Origin of the sequence: Corynebacterium sp. LaCa117 (assembly GCF_046717765.1) — a bacterium.
In the GTDB taxonomy this organism is placed as follows: Bacteria; Actinomycetota; Actinomycetes; order Mycobacteriales; family Mycobacteriaceae; genus Corynebacterium; species Corynebacterium kefirresidentii.
The window spans coordinates 1,640,744-1,655,776 of record NZ_CP177102.1; the positions used below are offsets into that span (position 1 = coordinate 1,640,744).

General features: G+C 59.4%; 13 protein-coding genes. 5 read left to right on the top strand and 8 right to left on the bottom strand.

What is annotated here, in order from left to right; all coding sequences use genetic code 11:
• The first annotated feature begins 1 nt into the window (after window position 1).
• Together ACLI1L_RS08060 and ACLI1L_RS08065 are read left to right on the top strand one after the other, a co-directional pair.
• Window positions 2-901, top strand: a complete 900-nt coding sequence (locus ACLI1L_RS08060) for an ABC transporter ATP-binding protein (protein WP_411707299.1) — start codon at window positions 2-4, stop codon at window positions 899-901.
• Window positions 902-904: 3 nt separating this feature from the next.
• Entirely contained in the window at window positions 905-2,071 is a 1,167-nt protein-coding gene (locus ACLI1L_RS08065) for an ABC transporter permease (protein ID WP_411707300.1), read from the top strand.
• A 59-nt stretch (window positions 2,072-2,130) separates the two neighbouring features.
• On the opposite strand, the gene ACLI1L_RS08070 is transcribed toward ACLI1L_RS08065, so the two are convergent.
• The 7 genes from ACLI1L_RS08070 to ACLI1L_RS08100 form a co-directional block, all read right to left on the bottom strand.
• Complete coding sequence (locus ACLI1L_RS08070; RefSeq protein ID WP_023021787.1) at window positions 2,131-2,334, bottom strand: hypothetical protein; 204 nt, start codon at window positions 2,332-2,334, stop codon at window positions 2,131-2,133.
• Window positions 2,335-2,442: 108 nt separating this feature from the next.
• Window positions 2,443-2,742 carry a molecular chaperone GrpE gene (locus ACLI1L_RS08075; protein WP_411707301.1) on the bottom strand — a complete coding sequence of 100 codons (300 nt, stop codon included), beginning with the start codon at window positions 2,740-2,742 and terminating at the stop codon, window positions 2,443-2,445.
• Between the two features lie 5 nt (window positions 2,743-2,747).
• Window positions 2,748-3,254, bottom strand: a complete 507-nt coding sequence (locus ACLI1L_RS08080; RefSeq protein WP_411707302.1) for a MarR family winged helix-turn-helix transcriptional regulator — start codon at window positions 3,252-3,254, stop codon at window positions 2,748-2,750.
• 4 nt (window positions 3,255-3,258) lie between these two features.
• A complete protein-coding gene (locus tag ACLI1L_RS08085) occupies window positions 3,259-5,844 on the bottom strand; it encodes an AAA family ATPase (RefSeq protein ID WP_411707303.1) in 2,586 nt (861 codons plus the stop codon).
• Window positions 5,844-6,962, bottom strand: coding sequence for a metallophosphoesterase family protein (locus ACLI1L_RS08090; protein ID WP_411707304.1), 1,119 nt, complete (start codon window positions 6,960-6,962; stop codon window positions 5,844-5,846). Before ACLI1L_RS08090 ends, ACLI1L_RS08085 begins: the two co-directional genes overlap by 1 nt.
• The gene (locus tag ACLI1L_RS08095; RefSeq protein ID WP_259886204.1) at window positions 6,962-7,783 is read right to left on the bottom strand and encodes an SWIM zinc finger family protein; all 822 of its coding nucleotides are present in this window, start codon (window positions 7,781-7,783) and stop codon (window positions 6,962-6,964) included. The genes ACLI1L_RS08090 and ACLI1L_RS08095 overlap by 1 nt, the downstream gene beginning before the upstream one ends.
• A gap of 3 nt (window positions 7,784-7,786) precedes the next feature.
• Entirely contained in the window at window positions 7,787-10,822 is a 3,036-nt protein-coding gene (locus tag ACLI1L_RS08100) for a DEAD/DEAH box helicase (RefSeq protein ID WP_411707305.1), read from the bottom strand.
• Between the two features lie 167 nt (window positions 10,823-10,989).
• On the opposite strand from ACLI1L_RS08100, the gene putP reads away from it, so the two are divergent.
• Genes putP through ACLI1L_RS08115 form a run of 3 tightly spaced genes read left to right on the top strand, consistent with a single transcriptional unit; the run spans window position 10,990 to window position 13,664 of the window.
• The gene (putP, locus tag ACLI1L_RS08105; RefSeq protein WP_411707306.1) at window positions 10,990-12,555 is read left to right on the top strand and encodes a sodium/proline symporter PutP; all 1,566 of its coding nucleotides are present in this window, start codon (window positions 10,990-10,992) and stop codon (window positions 12,553-12,555) included.
• A gap of 37 nt (window positions 12,556-12,592) precedes the next feature.
• A complete protein-coding gene (locus ACLI1L_RS08110; protein ID WP_411707307.1) occupies window positions 12,593-13,174 on the top strand; it encodes an HNH endonuclease family protein in 582 nt (193 codons plus the stop codon).
• A 40-nt stretch (window positions 13,175-13,214) separates the two neighbouring features.
• The gene (locus tag ACLI1L_RS08115) at window positions 13,215-13,664 is read left to right on the top strand and encodes a DUF2269 domain-containing protein (protein WP_411707308.1); all 450 of its coding nucleotides are present in this window, start codon (window positions 13,215-13,217) and stop codon (window positions 13,662-13,664) included.
• A gap of 20 nt (window positions 13,665-13,684) precedes the next feature.
• Here the strand turns inward: ACLI1L_RS08115 and ACLI1L_RS08120 are convergent, their stop codons facing one another.
• Window positions 13,685-14,911 (bottom strand): HNH endonuclease, encoded by a 1,227-nt coding sequence (locus ACLI1L_RS08120; protein WP_411707309.1) that lies wholly within the window; start codon window positions 14,909-14,911, stop codon window positions 13,685-13,687.
• Between the last annotated feature and the right edge of the window lie 122 nt (window positions 14,912-15,033).

Consider the following 15,033-nt stretch of genomic DNA (forward strand, 5'->3'; position numbering starts at 1 on the left):
CATGCCCACCTTGACCATTGACCATCTCAATAAGTCCTTCGGGGAGACGCAAGCCCTGCGGGATATGACCTTTAGCGTTGGCGAGGGCGAAATCTTCGGGTTTGTCGGCTCCAACGGCGCCGGAAAGTCCACCACTATGCGCATTGCACTAGGTGTGCTGGCGAAAGACTCCGGCGAAGTCTACTTTGATGACGCCCCGATTAATGACGATAACCGCCGCCGCATTGGTTATATGCCGGAAGAGCGCGGCCTCTACGGGAAAGAACCGCTGCTCAGCCAGCTGGTCTTTCTTGGCACGCTGCATGGCATGGATAAGTCTGCCGCTAAGCGCACCGGCGCTGAGCTCCTTGAGCAGCTGGGCTTGGGCGAGCGCATGGACGATAAGCTCGATGACCTCTCCCTGGGCAACCAGCAGCGAGTACAGCTCGCGGCCTCCCTGATTCACGACCCAGACATGCTGATTCTGGACGAGCCCTTTTCCGGTCTGGACCCGGTTGCGGTCAACGTCATGTCAGATATGCTGCGCGAGCGCGCCAACCGTGGCGTTCCCGTCATTTTCTCCTCGCACCAGTTGGACTTGGTGCAGCGCTTATGTGACCGCGTGGGCATTGTGACGAAGGGGCACATGGTGGCCGAAGGGGGCGTCGATAAGCTGCGCAGCCAGGGCCCGCCGCGCTTTGAGGTCGCTACCCCAGCACGCGGCTGGTACCCGGAGGGCACGGAGCTGGTGGCCGAAACTCCCGACGCCGTGGTGCTCCAAGCAGATCCTAACGTCGATGACCAGACAATCCTGCAGGCTGCCCTAGCCGCTGGCCCAGTGCATTCCTTCGGTCGCAAGATCCCAGACCTGACCGAGCTTTTCCAGGACGTCGTTACCAGCAACCAGAATGAGGAGGCCTAAACCATGCAGTATTCCGCAATGAAGACCATCGGAGTTGTAGCCAAGCGGGAAATGGCAGTCGCGCTGAAGTCGAAGATGGTAGTGGGCACAATGCTGCTGCTCATCCTCGGCGCCATTATCGCCCCAATTGCTATCAGCTTCTTCAGCGGCGATGACGAACCTGATTCCGTAGCCGTCGTGGGGATGGAAGCAACTGCCTTCAAAGATTCCGGCATCGATGCCACAGCGGCGAAAGACCGCGCGGAAGCCCAGCAATCGGTGGAAAATGACGAGGCCGATGCCGCCCTCGTGCCGGCAGAAAATGACGGCTGGGATCTCTTGAGCAAGGGCGATACGCCTGCTGCGGTGACTACCACCGTCAACCAAATCGTTTCTTCTCAAGCACAAGCAACGGCGTTGGAAAAGCTCAATATTGACCCACAAGAACTGGAGGAGGCTACTCCCCCGACCACGGTAAATCAGGTGAACCTGGAAGAAGAGGACGGCACTGAACAAAAGATGGCCGGCGTAGCCACGGTCCTCATTGGCGCAATGGCAGTGGTCTTTTCCATCATGACCTTCGCTGGCCTGATTGGCGGCCGCGTCACGGAGGAAAAGTCCTCCCGCGTGGTGGAAATTATCTTATCTTCCGTGCGCCCGGTGGACTTCCTAGCCGGCAAGATTTTGGGCAATACCATCGTCGGTTTCTTGGCCACCCTCCTCATCCTGGGCGGTGGCGCGATTTCGATTGCTGCGTCCGGCCTGGCTAGTGACCTCGAGCTGGACTATGGCTTGGTAGCCGTCCTCCTTGTAGGCGAGATTTTAGGATTGCTTTTCTTTGGCAGCCTCTACGCTGCAGCCGGCTCCATGGTGCAGCGCACCGAGGATCTCCAGTCCACGCAGGCACCGATTCTGTTCCTTGTCTTTGCCACCATGTATGTACCGATGTTCGGCTGGATGCATCTGGATGCCACGTGGATGCAGGTTATGACCTGGTTGCCGCCGGTTTCCATGCTGGTCGCTCCGATGCAGGTGGCCGGGGGCAACCTCAGCTGGCTGGGATTGCTGGCTAGCTATGTGCTCATGGCTGTGGTGACCGCACTGATTATCGTGCTAGTCGGTCGAATTTACCGCCGCGCCATTTTGAATAATGGACGCAAGATGACCTGGCGCCAGGCGGTGGGCAAATAAAAATAATCCGGCTCCCCTGCCGTGTGCAAGGGGGAGCCGGATTCTTCTATGTGCCGAAGCTACTGAGTAATGAACTCGTTGGTGATCGGCTGGGTGATGTCCAAGGTGCCGTGCTCGATGTAGTACATACCGAAGAACATGGCTGCCAGCATCACTACGGCTAGCAGCATGGAAGGAATCCACTGAAGGAATACGGGAACCCAGCCCTTGCCCTTATCGCGAGCTGCTGCTTCGCGCTGTTCCTGAGCCTCACGCTCGTTCATAATGATAAAACCTTTCGATCCACCGAGGATTAACTACGGATATCTTAACAGTTAAGTGCTTACAAGGCCGCATTCCTCGCACTTTTGATTGACACCGAAATTTCGCCCTTAAATTCCGGGGTCCTCGTTATTGAGCAGCGCCTCTACGAAAGACTCGCGGTCCGCGAGCATGCGCTCGATGTCCTCTTCCGCGCCGACAATCCATAGCTCGGTGTCTTGGTCATAAGTCAACGCGTAGTCCGGGTAGGCCTCTAGGGCCTCCTCCATGGCGGCAACTTGGTCCTCACTAGCGGCATCATCCAAGTGCGCTTCGGGGTCACCGATGCGCGGGCTAAGCTCCTCCAACGCGGTGATTCCGTAGGTCTTATATTGATTCTTTGGGTGCTCGAAGAGCTCTTGTCCCATCATGGAGCTTAATCCCTTCCGTGTAGTAGCGAATCTGGCACATATCCCTCATAGCCGGGGAGGTTTTTGGCCTGCAAAACGCCGTTGAAAAAGCGCCGCAGCGCAGGCACGTCCTCGGGCTGCAGGTGGTCAAAGACCATGCGGCGGACTGATTCCACATGTTCGGGGGCGGCGCGCCGCAGGTGTTCTAGGCCTGCATGAGTAACGCACACATTAATCCCCCGGGCATCTTCCGCATCTGGTTCTTTATAAAGCAAGCCGCGCTTTTCCATGCGGGTTACTTGGTGGGAGGCGCGGGAGCGGTCCCACTCTAGCTGCGTGCACAACTCGTGCAGGCGCAGGCGCTGCTCTGGCGCCTCAGACAAGGCAACGAGGACAGCAAACTCGGAGGCAGATACCTCGCCGCCGGCCTTGAGCGTTTCATCCATTCCCCTATTAATCTTGCGCACAGCGCCAAGGAGCAGGCGCCATAGCTCCTGCTCCTCGTCGTCTAACCAGCGAGTTTGAGAAGGCATGGCACTAGATTACCCCTTTGAGGGAAGCGATGTCGCGCTCGCTGCGACCCGGCACGCGAGAGTAGCGCTCCGGCATGCAGGTAAAGACCAGCACCTGATTATCTCGTCCCACGTGGGAAAAGAGCGTAGCCATAAGCTGTAGGCGGTGCGCATCGGTAGACCCCAGCGCATCGTCTACGATGACCGGCACCGACTCTGCCCCTACCAATTGCGCAATGGCAAAGCGGGTGAGGATGGCCAGCTGCTCGCGCGCACCGCCGGACAAGCTGGCCAGGTTCACCGTCTCCTTGTCCTGGGTACGGGCGGTCACGCGGAGATCTTCATCGAGTTCGAAGGTGATATCGCCACCATAAACGGTGCGAGCCAGCTGTGAGAGTGCGTCCACGAAGGGCGCGGCGTAGCGCTGGCGGGCGGCATCGCGGTGCTTGAGTAAAAGTTCGCGCAGATAGCGGGCTGCTTGCGCGCGCTTGTCTACGCTCTCGTACACCGCGCGAGCCATCTCTACCGCTGCGGTCGCCTGCTGGGCGCGCTCTGCGGCACCAGAGTGGAAGTTGATATCGCTCGATAGTCTGCCGAGGTCCACCTCACAACGCTGGATGCGTCCGGTGAGGTATTCCAGGTGGGACTGCGCGCCTTCTACCAGCGAATTGGCGGTATCAAGATCAACCGCTTCCATCTGCTCGAGCTGCCCGCGCAGCTGTGCCACGACGGTCTCCAAACGGGTGACCTCGGCATGGAGCGCCTCGTCGGCGGCATGCTCGCGCGCGGAGGAAAGCTCCCTGGTCACGCGCTGTGCATTCTCGCGGGCGGCGGTCAGTTCGGCGTTTAAGCGCACTACCTCGTGGGCAAGACGGCTTTCGCGATACGGCACAAGCTCGCGGTCGAGCGCATTGACTTTTTCGCTGGCTGCTTCTTCCTCGGCTTCGGTGGCAGCGAGATCGACCTCACCCGCATCTTCAAGGTCCGCCACCTTCTCGGACAAAGCGGAATGCTGGGCGCGCAGGTCGCCTAAATCATCCGGCCCCAGTTCCACGGCAAGAGCCCGGGTGGCGGCATCCAGAGTGTCGTTGAGCGCGCGGTGCTCCTCATGGGTCCTTTCGGCCGCTTCGACAGAATCCACGCCAAGGGTATCGAGCAGATCCTGCAGTCGCGTGCGGGCCTGTTCCACATCGCGCAGGGTGGCTTCGGCCGAATAGGACCCAGCGGAGAAGCGGGCGGTGATTTCACCAATGATGATAACTCGGGCGTCGACAAGCTCGATGGCGGTGTCCTCGCCTAGCTCGATGTCTTCCCCATCAACACGGATCCTAGAACCATCCGGACCCGAAAAGTGCACCTTGGCGGCCGCCGCCTCGTGCAGTCGCGTGGCCACCGACAGCGCCGAGTCCGCCTTATGCAGGCTGCTGATATCGGCCGCGGTGATCTCGCGTCCGCGCTGGGCAATGGCCGCGCGGGCTTGGTCTACCTCGGCGGCGAGAGCGTCGAGTGATTCCAACCGGGCGCTTAACTGTGCAAATCTCTGCTTATCTTGCAGGCGGCGAGCCTGTTTGAGAGTGCTGCGGGCCGCGGCATAGTCCTCTTTTGCCTCTGCCAGGCGCTTGTCCAGTGACTCCTTTTCCGCAGCTTCTTCTTGAGCTTTTTCTTGCGCGCCGGTGAGCTTCTTCTCGGCGTCCTTGGCAGCCGTGGCAGATTCATCGGCTGCGGCGACGAGCCCGGCTCGCTCGGTAACCGCTGCCTGGGCGCGGGCAAGATCCTCGATGGCGCGCTCGAGCGTGGCTTTGTGGGAATCCAGCGTGGCCTGCGCGGTTGCGGCTTCCTCCGCCTGGGTCTGCTTTTCAGTGAGATCGGCCCGGGCGGCGGGAAGCTCGGCTTCGGCGGCGGATTGGTCGCGCTGGAGTTGCTCGTAGCGTTCAACCACGGAGTCCAGCTCCCGCAGCACGCGGGTGGCCTCGGCGTGTTCTTCTTCGGCCTGCGTGAGCGCTTCGGCGGATTCCTTGTATTCACCGGCTGGGTTGCCCTTCGCGGCGGTGAAATAGCGCTGGTATTCCTTATCCACGCGGGCAAGGAGCGCGGAATCATCGCCGGAGACCTCTTCCTCGGCCAGGCCAGATTCGCGCTCCAAGGCACGGGTGAGACTAGGAATGCCGACGGCCGAGATGGCCTCGCCGGTGTCGTCTTGGCGCATAAAGAGGGCGTCGACAAGCGAGCGGTCCAAGTGTTCCGAGAGAATACGCTCCAACTCATCATCGGCCTGACTGCCGGTAAATTGCGCCGGCCGCGGGGAAGAAATGTGCAGCTCGCAGGATTTCTTGGAAAGCCAGCGCTTGGCAATGCTAAAGCGGTAGTCGCCTACGCTAAGTTCAGCCGTGATTTCCGGGGCCACGTCTTTGCCCACCGGTTGCAAGGCACGAATGCGCTTGGATCGGCCACTGTGCTTTTCGGTGAGCACCACGTCGAGCGCCTCCACGATGGTGGACTTGCCGGCCTCGTTCTCACCATGGATGACCACGACGCCGGTTTCTGGCAACTCATCCAGGACCAGGTGCTCAATGCTGCGGACGTTGCTAAGTTCTAGGCGGTGAATGCGCATTAGGACTGTCCCTCCAGGCGGAATAGCAGGTTGGCAGCGTCGCGGGCGACGGGATCCTCGCGGCTATCCAGAAGCTCCTGGAGGGCCTCGGCCGCGTAGCCGGAAATATCGAGGCTAGCTAGTTCTTCCTCGCTAGGCTCGAGGTAGAGATCCATGGTGCGCTCGCGCGGGCGCAGAGAGGCAAATACGGCCTCGTACTCATCTAGTCCGCGCTGCAGGCGGGCGTGGGCCTCGATGCCGAGCGTGCCGCGCAGGCTATATTTCACGGCCGTGCGCACCTTATCCGGGTACTCGTCCAAGCGTGCCAAGAACAGGTCCACGTCTTCGGCGGAATCCACGGCGGCATCGACGGCCTCAAAAGTCCAGCGTCCGATGCGGCGCTTCTCGACGTCCACTTCATCCCCCACACGCACCACCAGCGCATTGCCAGAATCCGACTCGCCGCCGCCGGTGATCGTTTCCTTATAATCCGTGGTCTCCGGGCTGCCGGAGAACCACACCCGGCCGGTGGTGCCGAGGCTGGCAGTGGAGTGGGTATCTCCGAGCGCCAGGTAGTCAATCACCCCGCGGTCCAGGCAGTCTTCAACGAAGGCTAGATCGATGGTATCGGCGTCATCCTCGCCAGAGCGGGAATCCACCTGCCCGTGACCAACGGCGATGCGAATGCCCTCGGCCGGCTCCAGCGGCTCGAGAGCGTGGCGGACTAAGTCGTGGTTCGCGCGCTTGGACAGATAAGGCGCGCCAACCAGCTCCACGCCGGGGGCCACCTCAATCGGCTGGGAGTCCGCAATAACGTGAACATTATCGGCGCTGGTCTTATAAAAGACCGAGTCCGCCACCAGCGGGTCATGATTGCCGGGCAGGACGTAGACCGGTACAGGTAGGCGCTTAAACATTTCCGTGGCGCGGGCGAGGATTTCGCGGGAGAGGGAATTGTGCTCAAAGACATCGCCGGCTACGACGATGAAATCCGCCCCGGTGTCCTCGGCCAGCTCGCCCAGCCGCATGATCGCGGCCTCGCGGTCATCATTAAATCGGCCCTGGGCCTCGCCCTTCAAGAACCAGCGGGTCATGCCCAGCTGAAAATCGGAGGTATGGATAAACGTGGTAGCAGTCATTAGTGCGAGAGGTGATAGTAGAGGTCTTCAATATCGGATACCGCGCGCAGGAGATCCAGATTGGTGTGTGAAACCGAGCGCATGGCCTTGCGCAACAGGTCCGGATCGGAGTCATCGATGGCTGGGGCTACCTTGGGCTGCGGCAGCTTCGGCAGCTCGCGGCCGTTCCAGAAGATGTCATTCTTTTCTTCCTCGGACAGATCGCTCGGGGTAAAGCTTTCGCGGCTGACCGTCTTGGCCTGCTCTAAGACCATGCGCTCCAGCCGGGCAAAATCCAGCCCGCGCATATTAAAGATGACGGCCGGGTCCGCATCGGCGCGGGTGGCGAGCTTATCGCCCACCGCCACGATGTGCTTGCACACGTACTCGCCGTCCGGGCAGTCGCAGGTCAGGCGCAGGTCTTCGGCCTCGGGGGCGAAGAGGGTGTCTAGGGCGGCGTCGGCAAGCAGGCCTTTGCGTGCATTAGCAACGGAGTTGGGGGTGCGGGCGAATTCGGTGGCCAGCTGGGCAATATCGTCATTATTGCGGTACGGCAGCTGGATGAGCACCGCGAAGGGTTCATTCTGGGAGCCGGCCACGCGGCCGTGGATGGCGCCGTTGCGCACCTCCAGTCCCACGACGTGGCCGCCCTCGGCGTACTGGCGGCCGCGGGTAATCCGGCCGCGATCCGCGCCGTGGGAGGTAAAGGCCGCGATACGCGAGGCCGTCGTGGATAGGATGCGTCCGCTGCGGTCGACGTGATTGACCTCAGCCGGGGTGCTTACCCGCTTGCGGGTACCAAAATTGGCATAGATGACGTTGTCATCGCCTTTAACAGCCATGGATTACTCCCTCCCCCGGTAGCTCATGAGTGCGGCCAGCTGATCTGGGTCCAGCTCGGTAAGCCAGCCCTCGCCCTCGCCCACGACGGCGCCGGCCAGTTGCGTCTTACCGTCCAAAATGTCCTGGATGGATTCCTCCAGCGTACCCGCGGTGATCATCTTATATACCTGCACATTGCGGCGCTGGCCGATGCGGAAGGCGCGGTCCGTCGCCTGGTTTTCCACCGCCGGGTTCCACCAGCGGTCCATGTGGACGACGATGGAAGCGGCCGTCAGGTTCAGGCCGGTACCGCCGGCCTTGAGAGAAAGGATCATCGCCGGCGGACCATCCTCGGACTGGAAGTCTTCCACCATCTGGTCGCGCTTATTTTTGCTCACCCCGCCGTGGAGGAAGGGGATCTCCCGGCCGAGCTGATCGCTAAGGTATGGCTGCAGGATATCGCCAAAGGCCTTGTATTGGGTAAAGACCAAGAGGCGCTCGCCGGATTCAGTGGCCTCGTCCACGATGCGCATGAGTTCTTTAACCTTGCCGGAGCGATGCTTGCCCTTGAGCGTCACCGGCGAGCTATCGCCCAGGTAATGCGCGGGGTGATTACAAATCTGCTTGATACGGGTGAGCGAGGACAACACCAGCCCACGCTTATTCATTCCCGTAGCTTCCTGCAGGTCTTTTTTCACTTGGTTGACCAGTGCTTTATACAGGGCAGCCTGCTCGGTGGTCATGGAAACGGTAAGGATTTGCTCGGACTTTTCTGGCAGATCATCGATAATATTCGGATCCGTCTTCACGCGGCGAAGGATAAACGGCGCGGTGAGCTGGCGCAGGCGTTCAGACATCTCTTCGTCATCATTGCGCTCGATGGCCTTAGCAAAGTGATTGCGGAAGAACGAGGCGGTGCCCAATACTCCGGGATTACAAAAGTCCAGGATGGAGCGCATCTCTGAGAGGCGATTTTCCACCGGGGTACCGGTCAGCGCCACGCGGTGCTCCGAGGGCAGCGAGCGCACGGCCTTGGACGAGCGCGTCGCGGAGTTCTTGATGGCTTGGGCCTCATCTAGGACAACGCGCTGCCAGCCTACTTCGCCCATATCCTTAAAATCGCGGCCCACGGTGCCATATGTGGTGATAACCAGGTCGCACTCAGTAGCGGCTTGAGCGAAGTCTTCGCCCCGCGGGCGGCTTGGACCATGTTGCACCATAACCTTGAAATCCGGGACGAAGCGCTGCGCCTCGCGCGCCCAGTTTCCTACCACGGAGGTTGGCGCCACGACGAGCGTGGGGCCAGTCTGCTCACCGCGCTCCTTTTCCACCGCGAGAAGGGACAGTAGTTGGAGGGTTTTGCCGAGCCCCATGTCGTCGGCAAGCACGGCGCCTATGCCATTGCGCGACATCCAGTACAACCAGTCGACGCCGCGGCGCTGGTACTCGCGCAGCTCCGCATGGACAGTTTTGGGAATGTCCACGCGCTCTGGGGCGACCTTATCCACCCCGCCGAGCAGGGCCGTATGCCAGGTACTGCCGGTGAACTCGATGGGTTCTTGGGTCATGGACTCGAGCGCCAGCTCGCGCAGCTCGGCCACGGTAACCTGCTCGTGTTCTTCGCCGCCCTCGTTGAACTCTTGGCGGCGCCGCTCCACGTCCGCCATCAATGCTTCCCACCCAGGCTCTTCGAGCTGCTTGGCCATCTCTGCGGTGGCGGCTAGCTGCTCTAGCTCCTTCTTTTTGCGCGCTAGGGACTTCTCCCGCAGCGCGTCCATATAGCCGGTGACCTGGGAGACAACCTGCTTATCGGCCATGACCCATTTGCCGCGCAATTGGATAAGTCCGGACTTGGAGTTGACCAGGTCCTCCATTTCTTCCTCGGTCAACTCCACATCGCCCACGGACATGCGCCAGTTATAGTCCACCAGCTTATTCATGCCGATGTGCTTTTTAGTGGCGGCCTCGGCCGGATCGCGGGCCTCGTGGGTTTCCAGCTTGGCCTTCGTTTCCATCTGCGCCCAGGCCTTGGGCAGCATGACAGTCACGCCACTGGCCTTGAGCTTGTCCACCTCGTGAGTGACAAAATGGGTGAGCTGGTGGGTTTCTAAGTAGACATCCCAGTCACCATCGCCAGGTTGCGGCAGTTGTGCGGTCTCCCCCAGCGTGGGAGCGATGCGCACGGCCTTGCGGTGGGCTTCCCTCAGCTTTTCGACGCTCGCCCTATCCAGACTCTGCGCTGACACTGGCCGCGGAGCATCCGTGCCCGAGCGCACCCGCACGCGCACCGGCCACTTGGCCGCATCCGGGTCATCTTCTGCCGGTTCTTCCACGATGTAGACCAATTGGAGTTCCACCTCGTAGATGGAATTCTTCCACTCATTGAGCCCGCGCAAAAGCTGCGCGCGCCCACGCCGGATCGGCTGCGTATCGAGCAGGGCGCGGGCGAACTCGTGCCACGGCATCGGCCGCGGTGCTTCCGCCACGGGCCGCAGCTCTCGAAAAGCGATCCAGTGCGTGAGCTCATCGGCCATGTCATCCGACAGTGCCCGGTTATTAACATGCAAGATGCCGGGCGCGGCCGCCATCATCTCTGCAAGCCACCCGCGTTCTCCCAAGCCGGAGGCCAGCTGCCACATGGGGAACCACTCATTGGCCTGGTAGGCCAGCCGGAACGTCACCCGCCCGGCGCGCACGAATTTGCATAGGCCACTGTAGGCATGGAGCAGCCACTGGAGGTCAGGGGCGATGGTGGCAGGCGGCTTGTGATTCAGGTGTTCCATCTGGGCGAGCGCCGCGACGGCCTCTTCTGGGCCGAACATCGCCATCGGCACCATCAAAGAGACGTCCTTGCCCTTGGGTGTGCGCAGCGAGACCCGCGCCCGGTTGCGGAAAGATTTCTTCCCCAGGATGGACTCCACCGCTGGCGGGAAGGTGCCTTCAGGAACGGCATTGGGCATGACGATCTTGTGCCCTTCTACCTGTTCAATCCACAGACCAAGCCCCGTAACGGGGAGCCATAGTCCATGCACGAGGTAAGAAGCCATAACCGCCAGCATAGCAGCCCTTCCAATTTTGTTACACGCTCGTTATATTGCCTCCTTTCCCCAGTTGAACGACAGAAATTCTCATCGGAGATCTATGCCACACCTGTATTTTCGCTTGGGTTAACCTTGTGACCCCGTTAACGTGAATGTGTCCTACATATCACTACAAGGAGTAAAACGTGCAAGATTCAACTTGGTACGTCATTGCGATGATCGTGTATCTCCTCGCAATGGCAGCCATTGGCTACTGGAGCTACAAACAAACCGACCAATATGATGATTATGTTTTGGGCGGCCGTGGCCTGCACCCATTCGTAGCGGCTCTTTCCGCTGGCGCATCCGATATGTCCGGCTGGCTACTCATGGGCCTGCCCGGCGCCCTCTTCCTCTCCGGTATGTCCGAGCTATGGATGGCCATTGGCCTGCTCGTCGGCTGCTGGGCTAACTGGAAGTGGGTCGCACCGCGCCTGCGTTCTTACTCGGAAATCGCGGCCAACTCGATTACGGTGCCGTCCTTTTTTGAAAACCGCCTGCACGATAAGTCCCGCCTGCTGCGCATTATCTCCGCAGCCATCATTATCTTCTTCTTTACCTTCTACGTCTCCTCCGGCATGGTTTCCGGTGGCCGCTACTTCGAGTCCACCTTCGGTGGCGACTACCTCACCGGCATGCTCGTCATCGCTGCGGTGACCATCTTCTACACCTTCGTCGGTGGCTTCTTGGCGGTGTCTTACACGGACGTCGTCCAGGGCGTGCTCATGTTCGTCGCCCTCATGATCGTGCCGATCATGGCCATTGTCTCTCTCAGCGATCCATCCTCGATCTTCTCGTTTGCCGCCGATAATCCCTATGGCACCGATGGTGTAGTGGAAAATGACAGCTACTTCTCCATGTTCGCAGGTGTATCCGCCGGCGTTATCATCGGCAACCTGGCCTGGGGCTTGGGCTACTTTGGCCAGCCGCACATCGTTGTCCGTTTCATGGCGCTGCGTAAGCCTTCCGACGCCAGCCAAGGCCGCTTCTACGGCGTGACTTGGATGGGTCTGTCCGTCATCGGCGCAATCTTCGTCGCGCTCTCTGGCACCGTTTACTTCACCCAAACCGGCCACAGCATCACCGACCAGGACAATTTCGAAACCATCTTCCTGGACATGGCACAGGCCATGATGCACCCGTTGCCCGCAGGCTTCGTCCTGACCGCGGTTCTAGCCGCCATCATGTCCACCATGTCTTCCCAGATGCTCGTCGTCTCTACTTCCCTCATCGAGGACCTCTTCCTCATCTTTGCCAAGAAGAAGCCAGGCGAACAGGTCCTCATCAACCTCTCCCGCACCGCAATCGTTGCCATCGCGGTCATTGCCGCCCTCTTGGCGATCAACCCGTCTGACTCCATCCTTGGCCTTGTGGGCTTTGCGTGGGCAGGCTTCGGTTCCGCTTTCGGCCCAATCATCTTGCTGTCCCTGTACTGGAAGCGTTTCAACGCCACCGGCGCGATTGCCGGCATGCTCACCGGCGCCATCGTAGCCATCGGCTGGGGCATGTCTCCGCTTTCCGATACCCTCTACGAGATGGTTCCTGGCTTCTTCCTGGCCCTCATCGTGGCCGTCATCGTCACCAAGCTCACCAAGGAGCCAGCACCGGAAGTTGTTAGCGAGTTTGAAGAGGCCACCAAGCTGGCCAAACTCGTGGAAAAGGACTCCAGCCTCGACTTCGAGGAGGCCGCGGAAAAGGTCACCGATAAATAATCGGAACCATCACGGACTCCACGCAGTCCAATAGGACATGAAGTCCTATTATCTGGCCGCGCTATCATGCGTCACCGTCCTTATCGGCGCATGGTATGCGTGGCCTTTTCCACGTTTTGAGGTCGATACCGTAGCTGCACGCCCTAACGCCGCTGGTTACAATCGCGATGATTTCGGCATCTGGCAGCCCCACGGTGCCTGTAGCACCCGCGAGGCCATTCTGGAAAGCCAGGCTAGCGATCCCCTCCACGATTGCCATGCCCGCAGTGGGACCGTCTATGACCCTTATAGTGGCACCACCATTCCTGCCACTTCACCCATAGAGATCGACCACATCTTTCCGCTCTCCGCGGCCTATGACATGGGCGCTTCCGAGTGGGACCGCGAGACCAAAGTGCGCTTTGGCAACGATCCGCTCAATCTCGTAGCCACCAGCCGCAAGCTCAACCAAGAAAAGTCGGATGCTCTTCCTGCCGAATGGCTACCGCCCGCCAATCGTTGTGCCTATTCTCGGCGGCTTGCCGACGTCGCCAAGAAGTACTCCCTCCCCCTCCCCGCCAAGGACGTACGGGTTATGCAGCGGCAATGTCGGTTCGAACTCCTGCCGGGAATTGATTAGGGTTGTCGTAGCAACATTTCGCAACTGAAGGATTCTTTCAATGACTACTTTCCTTGTATTCCTCCACGTGGCCGCAGCTATTCTCTTAATCGGTCCAGTCTGCGTATCTACCTCCAGCTTCCAGACTCAGATGGCAAAGGCAGCACAAGGTGAGCACGCAGCCCTCGGCTCCGCCCGCGTTCTGCATAACATCACCAATACCTACGGCTACATCTCCGCTATCGTGCCTATCCTCGGACTCGGCGTATTCCTTTCCGATATCAGCGCCTACAAATCCGAGGTAAACTTCCACATCGCCATCTTGGTTGCCATCATCGCGTGGTGCTTGCTTTTCTTCGTCATCATTCCTAAGCAGAAGAAAGCAATGGCCGCCCTCGAGTCCAACGAAAACTTTGACTACGCGGCGGCAAAGAAGCCACTGTCCGCGTTCGGTGGCGTATTTAACCTCCTATGGATCATTTGCCTGATCCTGATGTACGTCCACTTCTAAATGGTCTTTTAGAAGGCCATCTACTCTTCCGGGACAGTTTCTTTGCTGTCCAGTTTCTCATTTTCCAGCTCTTCTTTCAATTTCTGTGCATCTTCGTGCGCATTGTGCCGACGCCGCTGTGTCGCCTGCGCCACCGTCTGCGCCCACCTCCGATTTTTCGCTGCGAGTGGCCCGCTAGCTTCGTCATAGACCCACGTGGAATCCTCAAAAAGCCAGACTATGTCCCCACTAATCGGATCCTTTATATAAAACGCCCGCCCATCAGTCTTGATGTTGTGGTGATGTTGGCATAGGCACGCAAGATTGGCCGCCGCCGTAGGCCCTCCTTCGGCAAAGTCGTGTCGATGGTCCATCTGGGAAGCCATTGCTGGCCGCGTGCAGCCGGGCCATCGGCAGGTTCCGTCGAGTCCTTCCACAAAGGCACGGATATGTGGCGGCGTTAAGTAGTTTCCACTTTCGTCCTGTGCTGCCTTTTCCATATCGCGGACGGTTGTCGCCCGCGTTTGCATGTCGTCGGCAACCTCTGGCGAGACCCAACCCAAACTTTGAACGAAGGCTGGCGCATCAGGAAGATCGCAGCGGTACATATTGAGCACCACCTTCGCCTTGGCTTCAGCCTCGCCGGTGAGAAGGGCAACTGCCGCTTGGGCCAAGGAAATGTCCTTCTCCGTAGCCACGCTGCGGATATTTCGGTCAATGATTTCGGCGGTTTCTAGGCCCACGTCGAGACAAACTGCAGCCCACTCCCCTCCTGTGGGCTCGAGGTTATAAGACTCCTTACGGCGTGGATCGCGCGCGGCGATAGTGGGATCGAGGCGGACAATAAGCTCCCGCAACTTGCGCCGCAGGTTGCGATGGGACGGCAATTTCTGGTTGGGGCGCTTGGGGGTGAGATAGGTGGTTAATTCGACGTCGATAAGCTGTCGGTGCTCGGTGCCAATCTCCCCTAGCTTGGAGAGTGTCTGGTCGATAGTTATTAAGCGGTCTAAATCTAGGTGGTAGAGCTCTTCCTGCCGCGCTTGAAGGCGTGGTAGCTCTTTTAAGCGCTCAAAGGCGAAGATAATATTTCTAATTCGAGACTGCCGCGTACCGGTAAGGTCCGACAACGATTGGCTGATGATTTCGATATCCTCATCCGGATCTGGATGCAGGCGCCTCCATAGCAGGTATTCGGCCTTGCGTATGGTTGTAGCTGCTCGTGAAGTTGAATTTTGTGGATTGGTACTGGCAAAGTAGGGCGCATTCATAGACTTCCCCCGCAGAAGTTTCCCTAGAACATGTTTGCGCTTTTAGTATATAAAATCGCTCCGACACGCTACCCCCGTTTATAGTAAAACTGCTGGTCACAGCGCATGAAAAAATGGGCCTC

What these genes read in the sequence shown, in the direction of transcription:
- ACLI1L_RS08065 (WP_411707300.1), top strand. Translation starts at nt 905, where the DNA reads ATGCAGTATTCCGCAATGAAGACCATCGGAGTTGTAGCCAAGCGGGAA.
- ACLI1L_RS08060 (WP_411707299.1), top strand. Translation starts at nt 2, where the DNA reads ATGCCCACCTTGACCATTGACCATCTCAATAAGTCCTTCGGGGAGACG.
- ACLI1L_RS08085 (WP_411707303.1), bottom strand. Translation starts at nt 5,844, where the DNA reads ATGCGCATTCACCGCCTAGAACTTAGCAACGTCCGCAGCATTGAGCAC.
- ACLI1L_RS08070 (WP_023021787.1), bottom strand. Translation starts at nt 2,334, where the DNA reads ATGAACGAGCGTGAGGCTCAGGAACAGCGCGAAGCAGCAGCTCGCGAT.
- ACLI1L_RS08095 (WP_259886204.1), bottom strand. Translation starts at nt 7,783, where the DNA reads ATGGCTGTTAAAGGCGATGACAACGTCATCTATGCCAATTTTGGTACC.
- ACLI1L_RS08115 (WP_411707308.1), top strand. Translation starts at nt 13,215, where the DNA reads ATGACTACTTTCCTTGTATTCCTCCACGTGGCCGCAGCTATTCTCTTA.
- ACLI1L_RS08100 (WP_411707305.1), bottom strand. Translation starts at nt 10,822, where the DNA reads ATGCTGGCGGTTATGGCTTCTTACCTCGTGCATGGACTATGGCTCCCC.
- ACLI1L_RS08090 (WP_411707304.1), bottom strand. Translation starts at nt 6,962, where the DNA reads ATGACTGCTACCACGTTTATCCATACCTCCGATTTTCAGCTGGGCATG.
- ACLI1L_RS08075 (WP_411707301.1), bottom strand. Translation starts at nt 2,742, where the DNA reads ATGATGGGACAAGAGCTCTTCGAGCACCCAAAGAATCAATATAAGACC.
- ACLI1L_RS08110 (WP_411707307.1), top strand. Translation starts at nt 12,593, where the DNA reads ATGAAGTCCTATTATCTGGCCGCGCTATCATGCGTCACCGTCCTTATC.
- ACLI1L_RS08080 (WP_411707302.1), bottom strand. Translation starts at nt 3,254, where the DNA reads ATGCCTTCTCAAACTCGCTGGTTAGACGACGAGGAGCAGGAGCTATGG.
- ACLI1L_RS08120 (WP_411707309.1), bottom strand. Translation starts at nt 14,911, where the DNA reads ATGAATGCGCCCTACTTTGCCAGTACCAATCCACAAAATTCAACTTCA.